General features: G+C 38.9%; 23 protein-coding genes and 1 tRNA gene. 3 read left to right on the plus strand and 21 right to left on the minus strand.

The window, feature by feature from the left end:
• From AC3E9F_RS05680 to AC3E9F_RS05710, 7 genes are all read right to left on the minus strand, one after another.
• Window positions 1-282 carry a type II toxin-antitoxin system RelB/DinJ family antitoxin gene (locus AC3E9F_RS05680; protein ID WP_490672917.1) on the minus strand — a complete coding sequence of 94 codons (282 nt, stop codon included), beginning with the start codon at window positions 280-282 and terminating at the stop codon, window positions 1-3.
• Between the two features lie 263 nt (window positions 283-545).
• Window positions 546-617, minus strand: a tRNA-Arg gene (locus tag AC3E9F_RS05685).
• 44 nt (window positions 618-661) lie between these two features.
• Entirely contained in the window at window positions 662-1009 is a 348-nt protein-coding gene (rplS, locus tag AC3E9F_RS05690) for a 50S ribosomal protein L19 (RefSeq protein WP_001068669.1), read from the minus strand.
• A gap of 118 nt (window positions 1010-1127) precedes the next feature.
• A complete protein-coding gene (crcB, locus tag AC3E9F_RS05695; RefSeq protein ID WP_263393490.1) occupies window positions 1128-1457 on the minus strand; it encodes a fluoride efflux transporter CrcB in 330 nt (109 codons plus the stop codon).
• Entirely contained in the window at window positions 1451-1825 is a 375-nt protein-coding gene (crcB, locus tag AC3E9F_RS05700) for a fluoride efflux transporter CrcB (RefSeq protein WP_263393489.1), read from the minus strand. Before crcB (AC3E9F_RS05700) ends, crcB (AC3E9F_RS05695) begins: the two co-directional genes overlap by 7 nt.
• The gene (locus tag AC3E9F_RS05705) at window positions 1822-2088 is read right to left on the minus strand and encodes a chorismate mutase (RefSeq protein ID WP_263393488.1); all 267 of its coding nucleotides are present in this window, start codon (window positions 2086-2088) and stop codon (window positions 1822-1824) included. The genes crcB (AC3E9F_RS05700) and AC3E9F_RS05705 overlap by 4 nt, the downstream gene beginning before the upstream one ends.
• A 116-nt stretch (window positions 2089-2204) precedes the next feature.
• Complete coding sequence (locus tag AC3E9F_RS05710) at window positions 2205-2648, minus strand: flavodoxin (RefSeq protein WP_263393487.1); 444 nt, start codon at window positions 2646-2648, stop codon at window positions 2205-2207.
• 103 nt (window positions 2649-2751) lie between these two features.
• On the opposite strand from AC3E9F_RS05710, the gene AC3E9F_RS05715 reads away from it, so the two are divergent.
• Window positions 2752-3690, plus strand: coding sequence for a DHH family phosphoesterase (locus tag AC3E9F_RS05715; protein ID WP_263393486.1), 939 nt, complete (start codon window positions 2752-2754; stop codon window positions 3688-3690).
• 92 nt (window positions 3691-3782) lie between these two features.
• Window positions 3783-4025, plus strand: a complete 243-nt coding sequence (locus tag AC3E9F_RS05720) for a type B 50S ribosomal protein L31 (RefSeq protein WP_004253349.1) — start codon at window positions 3783-3785, stop codon at window positions 4023-4025.
• A 212-nt stretch (window positions 4026-4237) separates the two neighbouring features.
• On the opposite strand, the gene AC3E9F_RS05725 is transcribed toward AC3E9F_RS05720, so the two are convergent.
• The 4 genes from AC3E9F_RS05725 to AC3E9F_RS05740 form a co-directional block, all read right to left on the minus strand.
• Window positions 4238-4513 carry an HU family DNA-binding protein gene (locus AC3E9F_RS05725; RefSeq protein WP_004253345.1) on the minus strand — a complete coding sequence of 92 codons (276 nt, stop codon included), beginning with the start codon at window positions 4511-4513 and terminating at the stop codon, window positions 4238-4240.
• 108 nt (window positions 4514-4621) lie between these two features.
• A complete protein-coding gene (locus tag AC3E9F_RS05730; protein ID WP_263393485.1) occupies window positions 4622-5458 on the minus strand; it encodes a DegV family protein in 837 nt (278 codons plus the stop codon).
• 179 nt (window positions 5459-5637) lie between these two features.
• Complete coding sequence (locus AC3E9F_RS05735; protein WP_263393484.1) at window positions 5638-6870, minus strand: tetratricopeptide repeat protein; 1233 nt, start codon at window positions 6868-6870, stop codon at window positions 5638-5640.
• Window positions 6860-8023, minus strand: coding sequence for an AI-2E family transporter (locus AC3E9F_RS05740; protein ID WP_214261800.1), 1164 nt, complete (start codon window positions 8021-8023; stop codon window positions 6860-6862). Before AC3E9F_RS05740 ends, AC3E9F_RS05735 begins: the two co-directional genes overlap by 11 nt.
• Window positions 8024-8211: 188 nt before the next feature.
• Between AC3E9F_RS05740 and AC3E9F_RS05745 the strand changes: the two genes are divergently transcribed.
• Window positions 8212-9225, plus strand: coding sequence for a lactonase family protein (locus AC3E9F_RS05745; protein ID WP_263393483.1), 1014 nt, complete (start codon window positions 8212-8214; stop codon window positions 9223-9225).
• Between the two features lie 42 nt (window positions 9226-9267).
• Here the strand turns inward: AC3E9F_RS05745 and AC3E9F_RS05750 are convergent, their stop codons facing one another.
• From AC3E9F_RS05750 to AC3E9F_RS05795, 10 genes are all read right to left on the minus strand, one after another.
• On the minus strand, window positions 9268-9687 hold the full coding sequence (locus AC3E9F_RS05750; RefSeq protein ID WP_006148659.1) for a F0F1 ATP synthase subunit epsilon: 420 nt from the start codon (window positions 9685-9687) through the stop codon (window positions 9268-9270).
• Between the two features lie 10 nt (window positions 9688-9697).
• A complete protein-coding gene (atpD, locus tag AC3E9F_RS05755; RefSeq protein ID WP_036757320.1) occupies window positions 9698-11104 on the minus strand; it encodes a F0F1 ATP synthase subunit beta in 1407 nt (468 codons plus the stop codon).
• A gap of 80 nt (window positions 11105-11184) precedes the next feature.
• Window positions 11185-12063, minus strand: coding sequence for a F0F1 ATP synthase subunit gamma (locus AC3E9F_RS05760; protein ID WP_070677221.1), 879 nt, complete (start codon window positions 12061-12063; stop codon window positions 11185-11187).
• Between the two features lie 15 nt (window positions 12064-12078).
• Window positions 12079-13584, minus strand: coding sequence for a F0F1 ATP synthase subunit alpha (atpA, locus tag AC3E9F_RS05765; RefSeq protein WP_263393482.1), 1506 nt, complete (start codon window positions 13582-13584; stop codon window positions 12079-12081).
• A gap of 14 nt (window positions 13585-13598) precedes the next feature.
• Window positions 13599-14135 (minus strand): F0F1 ATP synthase subunit delta, encoded by a 537-nt coding sequence (locus AC3E9F_RS05770; RefSeq protein ID WP_263393481.1) that lies wholly within the window; start codon window positions 14133-14135, stop codon window positions 13599-13601.
• Complete coding sequence (gene atpF / locus AC3E9F_RS05775; RefSeq protein WP_214261795.1) at window positions 14135-14629, minus strand: F0F1 ATP synthase subunit B; 495 nt, start codon at window positions 14627-14629, stop codon at window positions 14135-14137. The genes AC3E9F_RS05770 and atpF overlap by 1 nt, the downstream gene beginning before the upstream one ends.
• A gap of 18 nt (window positions 14630-14647) precedes the next feature.
• The gene (gene atpB, locus AC3E9F_RS05780; RefSeq protein ID WP_178894902.1) at window positions 14648-15364 is read right to left on the minus strand and encodes a F0F1 ATP synthase subunit A; all 717 of its coding nucleotides are present in this window, start codon (window positions 15362-15364) and stop codon (window positions 14648-14650) included.
• 32 nt (window positions 15365-15396) lie between these two features.
• Entirely contained in the window at window positions 15397-15597 is a 201-nt protein-coding gene (locus AC3E9F_RS05785) for a F0F1 ATP synthase subunit C (protein WP_001054551.1), read from the minus strand.
• Window positions 15598-15837: 240 nt separating this feature from the next.
• Window positions 15838-16149 carry a CHY zinc finger protein gene (locus tag AC3E9F_RS05790; protein ID WP_263393480.1) on the minus strand — a complete coding sequence of 104 codons (312 nt, stop codon included), beginning with the start codon at window positions 16147-16149 and terminating at the stop codon, window positions 15838-15840.
• 14 nt (window positions 16150-16163) lie between these two features.
• Window positions 16164-17450 (minus strand): peptidase U32 family protein, encoded by a 1287-nt coding sequence (locus AC3E9F_RS05795; RefSeq protein WP_263393479.1) that lies wholly within the window; start codon window positions 17448-17450, stop codon window positions 16164-16166.
• Between the last annotated feature and the right edge of the window lie 116 nt (window positions 17451-17566).

The raw sequence follows: 17566 nt of genomic DNA on the forward strand, positions 1-17566 counted from the left end.
TTATTCTTCACCAAAGAACCTATCAATATCTTCTTGTTTACTAAAATCCAGCTTCACAACTTCTGATTTTTCTTTTACTAATTTTTGAATATCTTTCTTTGCTTGCTCTACTTCTTCTTTTGAATATTCATCTAAAGCAAGTTTAAAAGGAATACTTTTAGTTAAAACACTTTGCTTTAAAAATAATTTTACAGCAGTTGACATATCCAAACCTAATTCATTAAAAAGCGCATTTGCTTCTTTTTTTAACTGATCATCAACTCTTACAGCAATTTGTGACATATCAATTCTCCTTTTTATCTTGTATATCTATTGTATCACTTTTAGATAGACAATTCAAATTTTTATACATATTAAACACAAAATAAAATAGACCAGCTATATGATCCACTTAATTTTATATTTAATTCATTTTTGGTCAAATTTTGGTCAACGTTTGGTCAAAAAAACAAAATATACTATCCTATTTTAAAAAAATAAATTGTGATGATTGCCTATAAATAAAGACTTTGAATATTCTTTATGTTTCTTTACGCTTCTTGTAATGCTCCCTACAGGAATCGAACCTGCAACTACTCCTTAGGAGGGAGTTGTTATATCCATTGAACTAAGGGAGCTAGAGAAAAACCCTGCCGTATGAGCAGAGTTTTTTATCATCGAATTAACGACGGATTTCTTTGATACGAGCTGCCTTACCTTGAAGAGCACGCAAGTAGTACAATTTCGCACGACGTACTTTACCGTAACGAACAACTTCGATCTTTTCAACACGTGGAGTGTGGATTGGGAAGATACGTTCAACACCTACACCGTTAGAGATTTTACGAACTGTGTAGTTTTCTGAGATGCCAGCACCTTTACGTGCAATAACAACACCTTCAAAAATCTGGATACGTTCACGGTTTCCTTCGACAACTTTCGCGTGTACACGAACAGTATCACCAGGACGGAATGAAGGGATATCTGTACGAAGTTGACCTTCAGTCAAGCTTTGGATTAATGGATTCATTTTATTCTCCTATCTTTGTCAATCTTGAGGAAACTTCCTCAGCGGATAAACTGTATTTTTGTGCGTCCATTACACACAAGATACAGTTTACCAAATTTCCTAGAAAATGTAAAGAAATTTAAAGCAAAATTCCCAAAAAAATCGCCAAAAAACCAAGCAAGTAGGTTAATAATACATAGCTATAAAATGCCTTCTTGTTACTAAGTAGTCTTTGGAGTTCATCATTCAAGGTTGAAAACGTGGTCAAGCCACCACAAAAACCAGTTGCAAGTACAGAGTAAATTTCTTTCGACTCTACATGATTGTAAAATAAGCCAATCAGAAAACAGCCCAGAATATTGGCTATGAGAGTTCCTAGAGGTAGTACTGAACCCTGATTATAACGTGAAAAGAAATAACGGACAAGGGCACCCAGTCCACAAGCAAGTGCTAGATAGATTACTACCATTTCTTCCTCCCTAGACAATAAGCAAATAGAAGTCCTCCTCCGACACTCAAGAGCAAATATGTAACCAAACTAAGGTACCGCCCTGTGTCCAGCAATTTCACTGCATCTAATAGTAGACTAGAAAATGTCGTTAAGCCACCACAGAACCCTGTGCCAAGCGCTAGAATGACTCCTTTACTAGTTCCTTTAGAAACCAGATATCCTTTCACAAGATAGACTAAGCAGAAAATCCCTAGATAATTGACAATCAATGTTCCCCATGGGAAGTCTGGACTCGCTGGTAACCATTTAGATATCTGATAACGGACTAATCCTCCTAACATGGCAGCTAGAAAGATTCCTAGTGGATAGAATTGTTCTTTTTTCATTTGATTGTTTTATCCTGATAATCACGTGAACGTTTGAGAATATCTGAAAAAGTCGCTACAATTGTATCTTCGTATTTTTTATTGCCTACACGACTTTTGACTTTCTCAAAGATAACTTTTTCTCTTTTAGTATCTAGAATAGGTTTTCCTGAAGCCTTTTTATAGGCAACTACTCCTTCAACTAAATGCATCCTCTCCTCTAACAGTTGGACGATTTGGTCATCGATTTTATCGATTTCTTGTCTAATAATCTCTAAATCCATAGGGTCTCCTTTTTTAATTGAACTATAGTCCCAAAAAAGCACTACATAGGCTAGTAAAATCTTAAGCCTCATGAATAAAAACTGCACTGATAATGTTCATCAGTGCAACTTCATGCTTATCCCACTTTAGCAGCTAATTCTTCTGCGAATTGCTCCAAGCGTTCAATATCTTCTTCCTCAGCAGAAAGGTCAACTTTAACGCACTCTGAACCCTTTTCAGCTCCTGTTGCTACAAATACTCGGTCAAAGTCATCAACAGCTTTACAGAATTCATCGTAGAAAGTATCACCTGATCCGACTACACCATAGATTTTACCACTCAAGTTGAGGTCCGCTAGATCTTCGTAGAAGTCCATCATCTCATCTGGTAATTCTCCATCTCCGTATGTATAAGTTGCTACAATGGCGATGTCTGCCTCTAAAAAGTCAGAAGCGTCAACAGTTGTACACTCATCAACATCGACATCTAAACCACATTCTCTTAATTTATCTGCTACAATATCAGCGATTTCTTCAGTATTACCGGTCATACTGGCAAATACAATTTTTGCTAATGCCATAAGGTCCTCCTCAATTAATCTTTCTCCATTATATCACATCTTTTTCATTTTAAAAATAAAAACTCTTGTGCTAAAATGAAATGAGAAAGAATTGAGGTTCATTATGGAAATTTGTCACCAAATTTTAGAAAAAATCAAAGCATACGATACGATTATCATTCACCGTCATATGAAACCAGATCCAGATGCTTTGGGCAGCCAAGTAGGATTAAAAGCCTTGCTTGAGCATCATTTTCCTGAAAAAACGATAAAAGTAGTTGGTTTTAATGAACCAACCTTAACTTGGCTTGCTAAAATGGATCAGGTAGAGGACACAGACTATCAAGGGGCACTTGCCATTATCTGTGATACAGCAAACACAGCACGTATTGATGATAAACGATACACTAAGGCTGAGACTATTATCAAAATTGACCACCATCCAAATGACGAAGTCTACGGCGATATTGTTTGGGTAGATACTAATTCAAGCAGTGCGAGTGAGATGATTTCTCTCTTTGCTGAAGCAACTAACTTAGAATTATCTGACTACGCTGCTAAAATGCTCTGCGCTGGAATTATTGGTGATACTGGCCGTTTTCTCTACCCTTCTACTTCTGCACGTACGCTTCGTATCGCAAGTCAACTCAGAGAACATAACTTTGACTACGCTGAATTGACTCGTAAAATGGATACTATGAACTTTAAGATTGCCAAACTCCAGGGTTATGTCTATGATCATTTAGAAGTTGATGAAAATGGAGCTGCGCGTGTTATTCTCACCCAAGAAATCTTGAAGAAATACGAGGTTACTGATGCGGAAACAGCGGCCATCGTTGGAGCTCCAGGCCGTATTGATACTGTTAGCCTTTGGGGAATCTTTGTGGAGCAAGCAGATGGTCACTATCGCGTCCGTCTTCGCAGTAAATTTGTCCCTATCAATGGTGTCGCAAAAGAACATGATGGCGGTGGCCATCCCCTTGCTAGTGGCGCAAACTCATATAGTTTAGAAGAGAATGAGCTCATCTACCAAAAATTAAAAAACTTGCTGAAAAATAGATAAAAAGCTTGCCAAACTTTTCAGAATCTGATAGACTAGTATGGTAACAATCTATGGCTCGCAAAGAGACCATGGCAGAAAGGAAATATTGCAAAATGAAAAAAGATATCCATCCAGAATATCGCCCAGTTGTCTTCATGGACACAACTACTGGTTACAAATTCCTTAGCGGTTCAACAAAACGCTCTAGCGAAACTGTTGAGTTCGAAGGCGAAACTTACCCATTGATCCGTGTGGAAATTTCATCAGACTCACACCCATTCTACACTGGACGTCAAAAGTTCACTCAAGCAGATGGACGAGTGGATCGTTTCAACAAAAAATACGGTCTCAAATAATCAACCGCATCACTTGTATACGGTCGAACAAAAACAACTTCGATTCGGAGTTGTTTTTTTGTTTCATTTATTTTTCAATCTATATTTTTTATCATAGCTTATAATAGTTTCAATTCTTATTTCCACTTCTACTTTTATTGCAAGTTCTCTATAAAACAAAAAAACCTACTAACCAAGCTTGACGCTTGATTAATAGGTTTTTTATAAAATCATTATTTAACTGCTTCTTTAAGAGCTTTACCAGCTTTGAATGCTGGAACTTTAGAAGCTTTGATTTTGATTTCTTTACCAGTTTGTGGGTTGCGACCTTTACGAGCTGCACGTTTACGAACTTCAAAGTTACCAAAACCGATCAATTGAACTTTTTCACCAGCTGAAAGGAACTCAGTTACTGCTGCGAAAACAGCGTCAACTGCTGCTGCTGAATCTTTCTTAGTCAATTCTGTAGCTTCTGCTACTTTAGCGATCAAATCTTGTTTGTTTGCCATGTTAATGAATCCTCCAAAATTATTTCTAATTAACACTTATAATCATAACCTAAAATTCCTTTTAGGTCAAGTCAAAAACACCTTTTATTTCAATTTTTCTACATTTTTTTAGGAATTATAGCGAATTAAGATTGCCCAGGCATTTTCTCCGGTGTGAGTTTGGATAATTGAGCCTGTTTCTAGGACTGAAATTGGTTTTTCAACGAAAGGTTGTAGAACAGCTTTCATCTCGTTTGCCCATTCATTTGTACCTGCATAAGAAATACCAATCTCTGCTACTGAACGATTTGATAATGTGGCTACTAATTCATCCAACCATTTCTTAAAGGTTTTAGAACCACGGCCCTTAACAATCGGTTGAAGCTCATGGTCTTTCATCTGCATAACTACTCGAATATTTAGTAAAGAGCTCAACAAGCCGGTAACACGACCAATGCGGCCTCCCTTAACGAGGTTTTCTAAAGTTGAAACACCGATGTAGAGTTCTGTATGATTTTTGACATCTTCTACATGCTCCAGGATAGTTTCTAAGTCTTTTCCTTCTTGAGCTAGTTTAGCAGCTTCTACAACTTGGAACTTCAATGCCTGATCTGTGAATGAACTGTCTAAAACAGTGACATCTGCTGTTGATAAACTTGCTCCTTGACGAGCAGCTTCAACAGTTCCTGATAAAGCATGGGACATATGGATAGCCAAAATCTGACTTCCGTCCTTACCCAATTCATCAAAAATCTCTGCAAAGAGTCCAACTGGTGGTTGACTGGTCTTAGGAAGATTTTTACTAGCGAGCATCAAGCGAAGAAATTCTCCTTCTTCAAGATCTGCATCCGAATAAAGGACACTGTCAATCATGACAGATAATGGAACAACAGTAATATCAAATTCTTTAACCACTTCTGGTTCAATAGTAACTGAAGAATCCGTTACAATTTTTACTTTTGTCATATTTCCAATCTTTCTATTTTTACTAATTTTATTATTCAACTTATAACTATAACAATTATATCAAAAAATTATCAAAAATTCATACTATATCTATTTATTTTGAATACTGATACTTGAATTTTATTTAAATAAGTCTACAAAAAATAACCGCCTCTTTAAAGGCGATTATTAGGGATATCTTACATTAAATGGTTATACAATTCCTGCATCTGCATATCATCTGGAACTAAGTGAAGATAAGCTTGGATGTATCCTTTTGCTTCTTCTAACTTGCCGAGTTCTCTTAATAAATAAATATATTGCTCCAAAAACTCTGGATTGTCTTTGAGGTCAGTAGCAAGTTCCTTATAGAGATCATAGGCTGCATCTAATTCTTCAGTCTCTTGATAACTTCGAGCAATCATCCATTTAGTCAAGAGGTTTTCAGGATCATAGACTGCTAAAGCTAGAATATCTTCGTATCTTTCTTGTTCTTGGTAGATGGTTGCTAAACGTAGCAAAATTTCTTCCTGGTCATCAGCATTCTCTTGTGCTTGTAGCAGATATGCTTCTGCTTGCTCCGGTTGATGCAACTCGTAAGATAGCTGAGATGCAAGGAGTAAGAGCCGCGTCTCAAAAGGATTTTTTGACAGGCCTTGTTGCGCTATTTTCAGTGCCTCTTCTGTTTGGTGTTCTTTATGCAGTGCTTGACTATAGCCGTACTCATACCCTTCAAAATCTGGGGAAATAGTATCCAATTGTTTAAAGTATAAGGTTGCTTTTTGGTAGTCCTCTTGGTCAAAATAGAGACTTGCAAGCTCAAAGGCTGTTTGGTCATCATATTCTAATTCTAAGGCTTTTTCTAAAAATTCTATTGCAGATTCAAACTTACCTAAACGTGCATAAGCAAGACCAATTCTCTGATAGGTCGAAATTCCAGTTTGATCGTAGATAAGACGATTATCTAATTGAGCATAGCCTTTAATGGCTTCTAAATCGTTTCCTAGCTCGCTATCTAGCTCAGCTAGTCCAAATATTAGGAGAGGGTCATCAGAGTAGCTACGAGCTTCTAGGAGCTTCTCACGCGCAACATCTGTCAATCCTTCCATTTGATATAAATCTGCTTTTAAGGCAAGAGCAGATACGTACCATTCACTTTCCGGACCAATCTTCTCTAAATAATCAAAAGCTTCTTCGATAAGTCCATCTTCACCAGCTATAGCAGCTAAATTGATATAGACTTCAGGAAATTTTGGTGCTAATTTCTCGTAGATTTGTGCTGCTTGTGGGAAGAAACCAATCCCTTCCAAATAAGCAGCAAGTTCAAGAAGAACCTCATCTGAATCTTCTTCTAAAGCTTTTTGGAAAAAAGATTCTGCTTTTGACAGGTCTTGGTGCTCCAAAGCTTCGAGCATTTGTTGACTATTGTTCACCTTCAGTCTCCTCTACTGGCTCATAAAGTCCACTAACTCCTTTATACCAATCAAAAATTTCTGAAATAACTACTTTTGCAGAAGCGTAGATTGGAATACCTAGCAATACACCCCAAATGCCAAACATAGACCCTGAAGTTAATAGTACAAAAAGAATCGTAATTGGGTGAATATTTAATTGGCTACCTAAAATCAGTGGAGAAACAAAACGTCCTTCAATAGTTTGCTCTACAATAAAAACGATAATAACTTTTAAGAGCATAACAGGACCCGCAATCAGACCCAAAACCAGGGCTGGAATCATAGCAAGAAAACTACCTAGATAAGGAACTAAATTGAGAATACCGGCAGTAATCCCTAAAGTAACAGCATACCGAAGTCCTATAATCTTGAAAAAGACGATAAACATGATAGCGACGATCACAGCCACTGCGATTTGTCCTCTTACATAGTTAGCTAGTTGCTGGTTGACATCTGTTAATACCTTACCAACTGGTTCTCTCAATTTATTTGGTAAAAATTGAGTAATATAGTCTCTAAGTCCTTTTCCATCTCGAAGGAGATAAAAGAGCATAAATGGCATGATAATGAGAGCGACAATGACCTGTGAAGTTCCACTGATAAGAGCACTCACCCAGTTGACAGCCTTAGAAGAAATATTACTTGCCCAAGCAGTTGCTTGTGTTGAAAAATTAGCAAGAACTTGTTCTAGTTGGGGTCTAAAATCATCAGGTAAACGCTTGGTTACAAGGTCATCAATAACTCTGTCAGCATCTTCGAGATAACTTGGTACATTTTGTGCAAAAATGACTACTTGACGTTGAAGATTTGGAATCGCAATGGCTAGTCCAATAATCAAGAGAATGGCAATAATGATAAAGATAATACTAATGGCTAAGACACGGTTTATCTTATACTTCTCCATCAAATCAACTAGTGGATTCAAGAGGTAGAAAAGTAGACCTGATAAGATCACCGGCAACATCACTACTGATAAAAAGTCTATAACTGGGATAAATAAAAAGCTAATTTTACTGAGAATAAAGATATTGAGACCTAACAACAAAGTTACCAAAAAAACTGTAACAGCCTTATTGTCTAAAAACCATTTAAAAAACCAAGATAAGGTAAATTGTTTCTCTTTTTGTTCCATTTTTTCTTCCTTTCCTTTGTTCTAACATTATACCATGTTTTAAGAAAAATAAGGGGTTTTTATAGTCTTTTAGCAAAGGATAAATTTGTCTTCCTGACTAGTGAGAGCTCTTTTTTCTGACTTAGATTTTTCATCTAACAGGCCCTTTTATGTTATAATTGAATTATATTTTTTCTAGAGGTATGAATATGAAAGAAATAGTATATTTTGGAACCTATACACGACGTACTTCCCAAGGGATTTACAAGGCTGATTTTGATACTGAGACTGGCAAGCTCTCAAATCTAGAACTATTTGCAAGCGAGCCGAGTCCGACCTACCTAGCCTTTGATCAGCAACAGCATCTCTATACTGTTGGAAGCCAGGATGACAAAGGTGGAATCGCAGCATACAAAACTGATGGTATCCTTCTGAACCACGTCGTTGAAGAAGGTGCTCCTCACTGCTATGTTGCAGTTGATGAGACACGTAGTCTAGTCTATGGCGCTAACTACCATAAAGGCCAAGTCCTAGTTTATAAACGTAAAGAAGATGGCAGTCTTGAATTGGCTGACAAAGTTCAACATGCTGGCCATGGTCCACATGAAAACCAAGCTTCTCCCCACGTACACTATACTGATTTAACTCCTGACCAATATTTGGTAACTTGTGACTTGGGTACTGACGAGGTCATTACCTATGATGTCGATCTAGAAGGAAAGTTGACGAAACTAGCAACTTATAATTGTAATCCCGGCGCTGGTGCTCGTCACCTTGTTTTCCACCACCACTACAAGATTGCTTATCTCATCTGTGAACTCAACAGTACGATTGAAGTATTGATTTACGATGGAGTTGGAGAATTTGAACAAATGCAGGTCATTTCAACCTTACCAGATGACTATAGTGGTTTTAATGGTACTGCGGCTATTCGTCTTTCTAAAGATGGCAAATTCCTCTACGCTTCTAACCGAGGCCATGATTCTATCGCTGTTTATAGCATTTTAGCAGATGGAAGCTTGGAATTATTAGAGGTTGTTCCAACCAATGGGAAAAATCCACGTGATTTTGATTTGTCACCTGACCAAGAATTCCTTATCGCTGTTCACCAGGATTCTGATAACGCGACAGTCTTTAAGCGCAATCCTGAAACTGGTAGACTGGCAGAACTCTCTAATGAATTTCATGTTCCTGAAGCAGTCTGCATAAGTTTCAATAAATAGGGCATAAAAAAATGAACTTGTTTTACAAGTTCATTTTTTATTTTATAATTTATTTCCGACATTGATACGGTTAATAGCACGTTGCAATGCAATTTTAGCACGGCGCTCTTGGTCGATTAAGTGTTTGTCTTGTGCTTCTTCGATTTCACGTTCTGCACGAAGTTTAGCACGTTCTGCACGACTAACATCAATATCGCGCGCACGTTCAGCTGAATCAGCAATAATGGTAATGACATTATTAGCAATCTCAATAATTCCTCCGTTTACTGCAATCCAGTTCACATGAGTATCATCATCGATGCGTTTAACCTTTACTTCATCAACTGCTAGAACCGCAATCATATTTTCATGTCGTGGCAAGATCCCCATCTCACCATCCAGAGTTCGTACCGATACAAAGCTGGCATGGTGATCATAGACGAGGCCATCTGGTGTCACGATCTGGACAGTTAAATGTGCCATAGATCACCTCTTAAAATCCCATTTTTTCAGCCTTAGCAATAACGTCTTCGATTGAACCTACTCCACGGAAGGCATCTTCTGGCAAATGATCGTATTTACCGTCAAGAATTTCCTTGAAGCCACGAACAGTTTCAGCTACTGGAACATAAGATCCTGGTTGACCTGTAAATTGTTCCGCAACGTTGAAGTTTTGTGACAAGAAGAACTGAATACGACGTGCACGAGCAACCAAAGTCTTTTCTTCGTCAGAAAGTTCATCCATACCAAGGATGGCGATGATATCTTGCAACTCATGGTAACGTTGAAGCACACGTTTCACTTCAGCAGCTACTGCATAGTGCTCTTCTCCAACAATTTCAGGTGCCAAGGCACGTGAGCTTGAAGCAAGTGGGTCAACGGCTGGGTAGATACCCAATTGAACCAATTTACGTTCCAAGTTAGTTGTTGAGTCCAAGTGAGCGAAGGCTGTGGCTGGCGCTGGGTCAGTATAGTCATCCGCTGGCACGTAGATGGCTTGGATAGAGGTTACAGAACCCTTCTTGGTTGACGTGATACGTTCTTGCAATTGACCCATTTCTGTTGCGAGGGTTGGCTGATAACCAACGGCTGATGGCATACGACCCAAAAGAGCAGATACTTCTGAACCAGCTTGTGTGAAACGGAAAATGTTGTCAATGAAGAGAAGAACATCTTGACCTTCTACATCGCGGAAGTATTCAGCGATTGTCAAACCAGTAAGGGCAACACGCATACGTGCTCCTGGTGGTTCATTCATCTGACCAAATACCATGGCTGTTTTTTCGATAACGCCTGATTCTTTCATTTCCCAGTAGAGGTCGTTCCCTTCACGAGTACGTTCCCCAACACCAGTAAATACTGAGATACCACCGTGTTCTTGGGCAATGTTGTGAATCAATTCTTGGATCAATACGGTCTTACCAACTCCGGCACCACCGAAGAGTCCGACCTTACCACCTTTAAGGTAAGGGGCAAGAAGGTCGATAACTTTGATCCCTGTTTCTAGAATTTCTGAAGAGGTAGACAATTCATCAAAAGTTGGTGCTTTTTTATGAATTGGCTGACGCTCTGCATCTTCACCAAAAGGAGCTTCCAAGTCAATGGTATCTCCCAAAACGTTGAAGACACGTCCTAGAGTTTCTTTCCCAACTGGTACTGAGATTGGACGGCCTGTGTCCAATACTTCCAAACCACGGGTCAAGCCATCAGTTGATTCCATAGCGATGGTACGAATCATACCATCTCCCAACTCCAAGGCTACTTCAAGGACGATTTTTGTTTTTCTTTCGTCATTTTTGTAGACGACAAGTGCATTATTAATCTCTGGTAGTTTCTCACCTGCTGCAAACATGACGTCTACAACGGGACCGATAACCTGAGCAATTTTACCTGAACTCATCTACTTCTCCTATTCTGTATAAGATACTATCGGTTCCTAGTATGACTAGGTCCTAAGTTCATTTCTCTGAGCAAGATACTTTATTCCAAAGCACTAGCTCCTGCTACGATTTCTGTAATTTCTTGTGTAATCGCCGCCTGTCTGGCACGGTTATACTGGATAGTCAAATCATTGATAACTTTTTTAGCATTATCTGTAGCTGTTTGCATAGCCGTCATCCCTGCCGCATTTTCAGCTGTCTTAGCATCAATTATAGCACCGTAAATCATACTTTCTGCAAACTGTGGCAATAGTTGTTCCAAGATTTCTTCTCGACTTGTTTCAAGCTCAAATGTCAAGCTATAGTTATCATCTGCTTCATTTGGGTCCAAGTCGACAATTGGAAGCATCTGCTCCACACGCATTTGACTTGTCAGTGTATTCACGTGGTGGTTGTAGCAAACATAGAGCTCATCGAAAAGTTCATTTTGATACATTTCAATGGTTTTTGAAATAATCTTATGAACTTCATCGAAGCTTGGTTGACTGGCTAGACCACGCAATTCATAAATTGGCTGAATACCACGAGCTTTAAAGAAGTCTGCTCCCATACCACCGATACAGATGACTTCAAAATCATCACCTGAAGGATGGTATTCTTGCTGCAGTTCCATAACTGCCTTCAAGATTGAAGAGTTATATCCTCCAACGAGACCACGGTCAGATGTAATGACGATATAGCCTGTTTTTTTGACAGGGCGACTAATCAACATTGGATTCGTTGATCCGCCAGCACCATCTCCATGAAGGATATCTGTAAGGAGTTTACGGACTTTTTGAGCATAAATCTGGAAGTTGCGTGCAGCTTCTTCAGAACGACCTAACTTAGCTGCAGAAACCATCTGCATGGCGTTAGTAATTTGACTAGTATTTTTCGTTGAGGCGATTTTTGTTTTAATATCATTTAGAGATACTGCCATCTGACACCTCTATTCTTATTGGAAGCTGGATTGGTTGAGAAACTCGGTAATCGCAGCATCCAAGACTGCTTCATCTGGCAAGTCTTTTGTTTCACGAATAGTTTCCAAAATCTCTGGATGTTGCGCATCAAAGAAGGCATGGAATTCTTCTTCAAAGCGGACAATATCATCAACTGATATAGTATCCAAGAATCCATGAGTCAAGGCATAGAGAATGGTTACTTGTTTCTCAACAGGTAGTGGTTTATGAACTGGTTGTTTCAATACTTCTACAGTACGACGACCACGATTCAATTTAGCCTGAGTAGCAGCATCCAAGTCTGAACCAAATTTAGTGAAGGCTTCTAACTCACGGTATGAAGCAAGGTCGATACGAAGAGTACCCGCAACCTTCTTCATCGCTTTAATCTGAGCTGAACCACCTACACGAGATACAGAAGAACCCGCATCAATAGCTGGACGGATACCCGCATTAAAGAGACTATCACTTAGGAAGATTTGTCCATCCGTAATAGAGATTACGTTTGTAGCGATATAAGCTGAGATATCTCCAGCTTGGGTCTCGATAAATGGAAGAGCTGTGATAGATCCACCCCCAAGTTCATCCGAAACTTTAGCAGAACGCTCAAGTAGACGGCTGTGAAGGTAGAAGACATCTCCTGGGAAAGCTTCACGTCCTGGTGGACGACGGAGCAAGAGAGAAAGTTCACGATAAGCTACCGCTTGTTTAGATAAGTCATCATAAACGATCAAAACATGCTTACCTTGATACATGAACTCTTCTGCCATAGCAACCCCTGCATAAGGTGCAAGGAAAAGCAATGGTGAAGGCTGTGAAGCCGAAGCTGTCACAACGATTGTGTAATCCAAGGCTCCGTACTGACGAAGTGTTTCCACTTGTGTACGAACTGTTGATTCTTTTTGTCCAATCGCAACATAGATACAAATCATATCTTGACCTTTTTGGTTCAAGATAGTGTCAATTGCAATCGTTGTTTTCCCTGTTTGACGGTCACCGATAATCAACTCACGTTGACCACGACCGATTGGAACAAGGGCGTCAATAGCTTTCAAACCTGTTTGCAATGGTTCTGAGACAGACTTACGTTGCATAACACCAGGAGCTGGTGCTTCTACTGGACGAGTTTTATCAGTGTGGATTTCTCCAAGACCGTCAACTGGACGACCGAGTGGATCCACAACACGACCAATGAGACTTTCACCTACTGGTACTTCCATGATTTTACCCGTGCGACGAATGGTGTCGCCTTCACGAATATCTGTAAAGTCACCAAGAATGATGATACCAACATCCGTTGACTCTAAGTTTTGCGCCATACCATAAGAGCCATTTTCAAAAATCAACAGCTCACCACTCATGGCATTTTCAAGGCCATGAGCACGCGCAATCCCGTCACCAATGTAGGTTACAACACCAGTTTCACTCACATCAAAATTAGGTTTGAAATTTTCAATTTGTTGCTTAATTAAAGCGCTGATTTCTTGTGCGTTAATTGCCAAAAGAACACCACTTTCTATTTCAAATTTTCCTTAACAACTTTAAGTTGTTGTTTAATACTCACATCAATTGTCTTGTGATTGGCAATAATAACAAAACCACCGATTAAACTATCGTCGATTTTTTCCTTAATACTGCGAACCTTTAAAGACATCTTCTTCTCGATTAGAGGAAGGAGGCGTTCTTTCTGTTCGTCAGTCAAAGGATGTGCAGACAAAATAGTCACTTCAAAACGATTGGTTTCTTTTTCAAGACGATTCAAGCAATCTACAATCACATCATAAAAAAGATTGGATCGATGATTGTAAAGTATAACCTCGATAAAGTTTTGCATTAAAGGTGACACAGAACCTTGGAAAAAACGAACTGTTTTTTCTTTATCCAACTCATCTACTTCCACTTGCGCTAAAAAAGTAGGTAAGCCAGTTTCTTCAGCAACTTGCTTGATTTGAGTCAAGTCTGAAAAAATAGAGTCTTCTTCTCCTTTTTCAATCACCAATTGGACAAAAGGCATGCTGTATTTTTCAATTACCTTTAAAGTCTTTTTGTCCATTAAGCTTCTCCTAGCTGATCGATATACTGATCAATGAGTTCTTTATGGGCCTGACTGTCAAGGTTTTTAGAGAGAATTTTCTCAGCTAGACTGATTGTTAAGTCAGCTACATCTCCCTTAACACTTTGTAAAGCTTCAGCTTTATTTTGAGCAATTTCTTGGTTGGCTTTTTCTTTTAAGCGCCCTGCTTCAAGTTTAGCTTCGGCTAAAATATCGGCTCTACTTTTCTCAGCAGTTCCCTTTGCATTCTCGATAATCGTTTTAGCTTCGGTACGGCTACCTGCTAACTCAGCTTCACGTTTGCTAGCTAGTTCCTCAGCCTTTTTACGGGCTTCCTCGGCACCATCAATATCTGAAGAAATCTTTTCAGCACGTTCATCTAAGATGCTGGAAATATTTCCCCAAGCATATTTCTTCACTAAAAAGATCAATAAAAGGAAGGAACCAGCGATAAGAATAAAGTCACCGATAATGGTACTAATAGTTAAATCCATCTTCTAATCCTCCTCTACTTACTCTTCCCCTTCATTTATTTTTTTACCAATGTACATTGATGACAACATGGTAAATACATAAGCCTGAATACATGAAATGAAAATTGAAAAAGCTGTCCATAACATGTTTGCGATAAAGGCAAAAGGATACCAATACAAAGCATTTTGTGACAAGGTCAATAGCAATCCAGCTAAGACCTCACCGGCAAAAATATTTCCGTAGATCCGAATCGCCAAGGAAGCAAAATTGGTGAACTCTTCTAAAATGTTCATCGGAGTCATAAAGCCAGGTGTAACAAATGCTCTCAAATATTCTTTAACGCCTCTACGACGAACTCCTTCTACATGGGCGATCAAAGTGATCAATAATGAGAGGGATAAATCGTATCCAAGGTTAGCTGTTGGGGAAGTCCACAAGTTATAACCGTTTGTTGTTTGTACTTTTGCCATTAAGCCAATATTGTTGGCAACCAAGATAAACAGAAATAGAGAAAACAGAAACAAGGAATAATCCTTAATGTATGATTCTCCAATGTTTGGTTTGGTAAAACCAATCACAAAGTCATAAATCATCTCAAGAGCATTTTGTTTGCCCTTTGGACGGATGGTCATTTCACGACTTGCCCAGTAGACAAAGGCAAAAACCATCAAAACAGTTACAAGAGACATGGCAAGCAGGGTCAAATCAAAGGATATTGGTCCAATATTAACGGTTGGATTCAAACTTTCTTCCATGGTTTGACACCTCCATTTCTAAATAGAGTTGTCTATTTAATGACAAATGACATCGCCAAGGTTACAAAGAATGTTCCTTCGATAAAGGCAATCCCCATGATCATCAAACTACGCAATTGTGGGATGATATCTGGTTGGCGTGCTGCAGATTTGAACAAACCGTTCATCAAAAATCCTTCTGCAAGAGATACACCCATACAGGCAAGACAAAGTCCGAAAAATGTTAAATTCATGACGAATTCTCCTTTTTTAAATTAAATTTACCTCCCTAGTTTAGTCCTAAAATTTGCTTTTGTCAACTTTTTACTAGGAATGGAAGCGTTTTGAATCATTTATTTCCAATTTTACGATTTTCAAGACAATTATATAGAAAATTTTATTCCCTTTTCACGAACCTTTTACGAACCTTTTACTATCTTTCTATGTTTTCTGAAAACAAAAATCCGAGTTTTACAACTCGGATGTTTCATTTTTTATCTGAAATAAATTGAGTGATGATTTTGACAAGCTGGATTAAATGCAGCTTTACAAAATGGACAAGTTCCTTTCTCGGTATACTCGACATACGTTAGTGTATTCCCGCAGGATCCACATAAGATGGGGCTATCCTCTTTCAGATTTAAAGGATAAGGACAAAATGTATGTGCTTCTATAGCATTGTGACACTGATAACAGGCGTAGTATTTCTTACAATCATAGCACTGAAGTGCTACGATATCTTTGTCACTATGGTAATGAACACATCTGCTTTCATCATCAACTAGTAAGCCCTGAGCTTGAACCATTAATTTTTCCTTATCTAGGCACGAACTGTGACGCTTGTTCCATCTTCTTTGTATAGATTAATCAGACCTTCTTTCAAAGCACGGACCATATCGCCAGCTTGTACTGGCTGAGGAACCTTGATGGTCAAAAGTTCCATTGGGTTTGGTGCACGGTCGATTTTATTTCCTTTAGCATCATGAAGGTCTTCAATATAAGTTTCAAAATGACGGAAACCTGGACCATAGAATTCAACTTGGTCACCTTCATTGATAACATTCCGTTGACGAATAGTTGCTGTTTGTGTAGCATCATCATAATCTACTACTTCCGCTACAAACTTATATTCTGGAATCTTACGACGAGCGCCAAACAGTTGTTCGTTTTCAGATGGAGTGCCATAGTAGAATCCTGTAGCCAATTCACGTTGGGCTACCTTCCACATTTCATCAATCAGGTCTTGCTTGATAGCCTCAAACTTTTCAGGGCTCTCAAGGTAAGCATCAACGGCAGCCTTGTAGCAGTTTGTTACTGTTGAAACATAGTGGATGGACTTCATACGACCTTCAATCTTAAGACTGTCCACGCCATTTTCAATCATATCTGGAATATGGTCAATCATAGACATATCAACCGCAGACATAGAGAATTCTTCAGGAATTTCTCCCTTGAGACTCTTACGTTCCTTACCGAACGGCATATCGTAAAGGTCATACTTCCAACGGCAAGATTGTGAACATCCACCACGGTTGGCGTCACGCATACTCATATGGTTAGAAAGAGTACAACGACCAGAGTATGAGATACACATAGCTCCATGTACGAAGGCTTCAATCTCAACATCTGTACGTTTGCGAATCTCTGCCAATTCTTCCATAGAAACCTCACGCGCCAAAACGACACGAGTCAAACCAAGTTCTTTCCAAAATTCTAGTGTTTCATAGTTGGTTGCACTAGCTTGTGTTGACAGGTGGATTTCAAGTCCTGGTGCTTCCGTTGCTGCAATCATAATCAAGGCTGGATCTGATACGATAACCGCTGCAATACCGATGTCACGTAGTTTACGGAACCATTCTCCAGCGCCTTCCTCATTTCCTTCGTGCATAACCATATTGGCTGCTACATACACTTTAGCACCATATTTAGCCGCAAATTTAACTCCTTCTTCCATCTGTTCGAAAGTGAAGTTTCCCGCACGGCTACGAAGACCATAGGCCTGACCACCGATAAAGACAGCATCTGCTCCGTATTGAACAGCTACTTTCAGTTTTTCTAGTGTTCCTGCAGGTGATAGAACCTCAGGACGTTTCAAAGTTTTTGTCATGTTTTCTCCTATTTGCAATATAAAAGTTTGACACTAATCTTTACCATTTTATAGCAAAAAGGTTTTAAAATCAAGTTTTGATTGATTGTTTAGACAATTTTAATTTTCTTCTAGAG

Source organism: Streptococcus sp. SCPM-O-B-15277 (M60) (genome assembly GCF_058200335.1).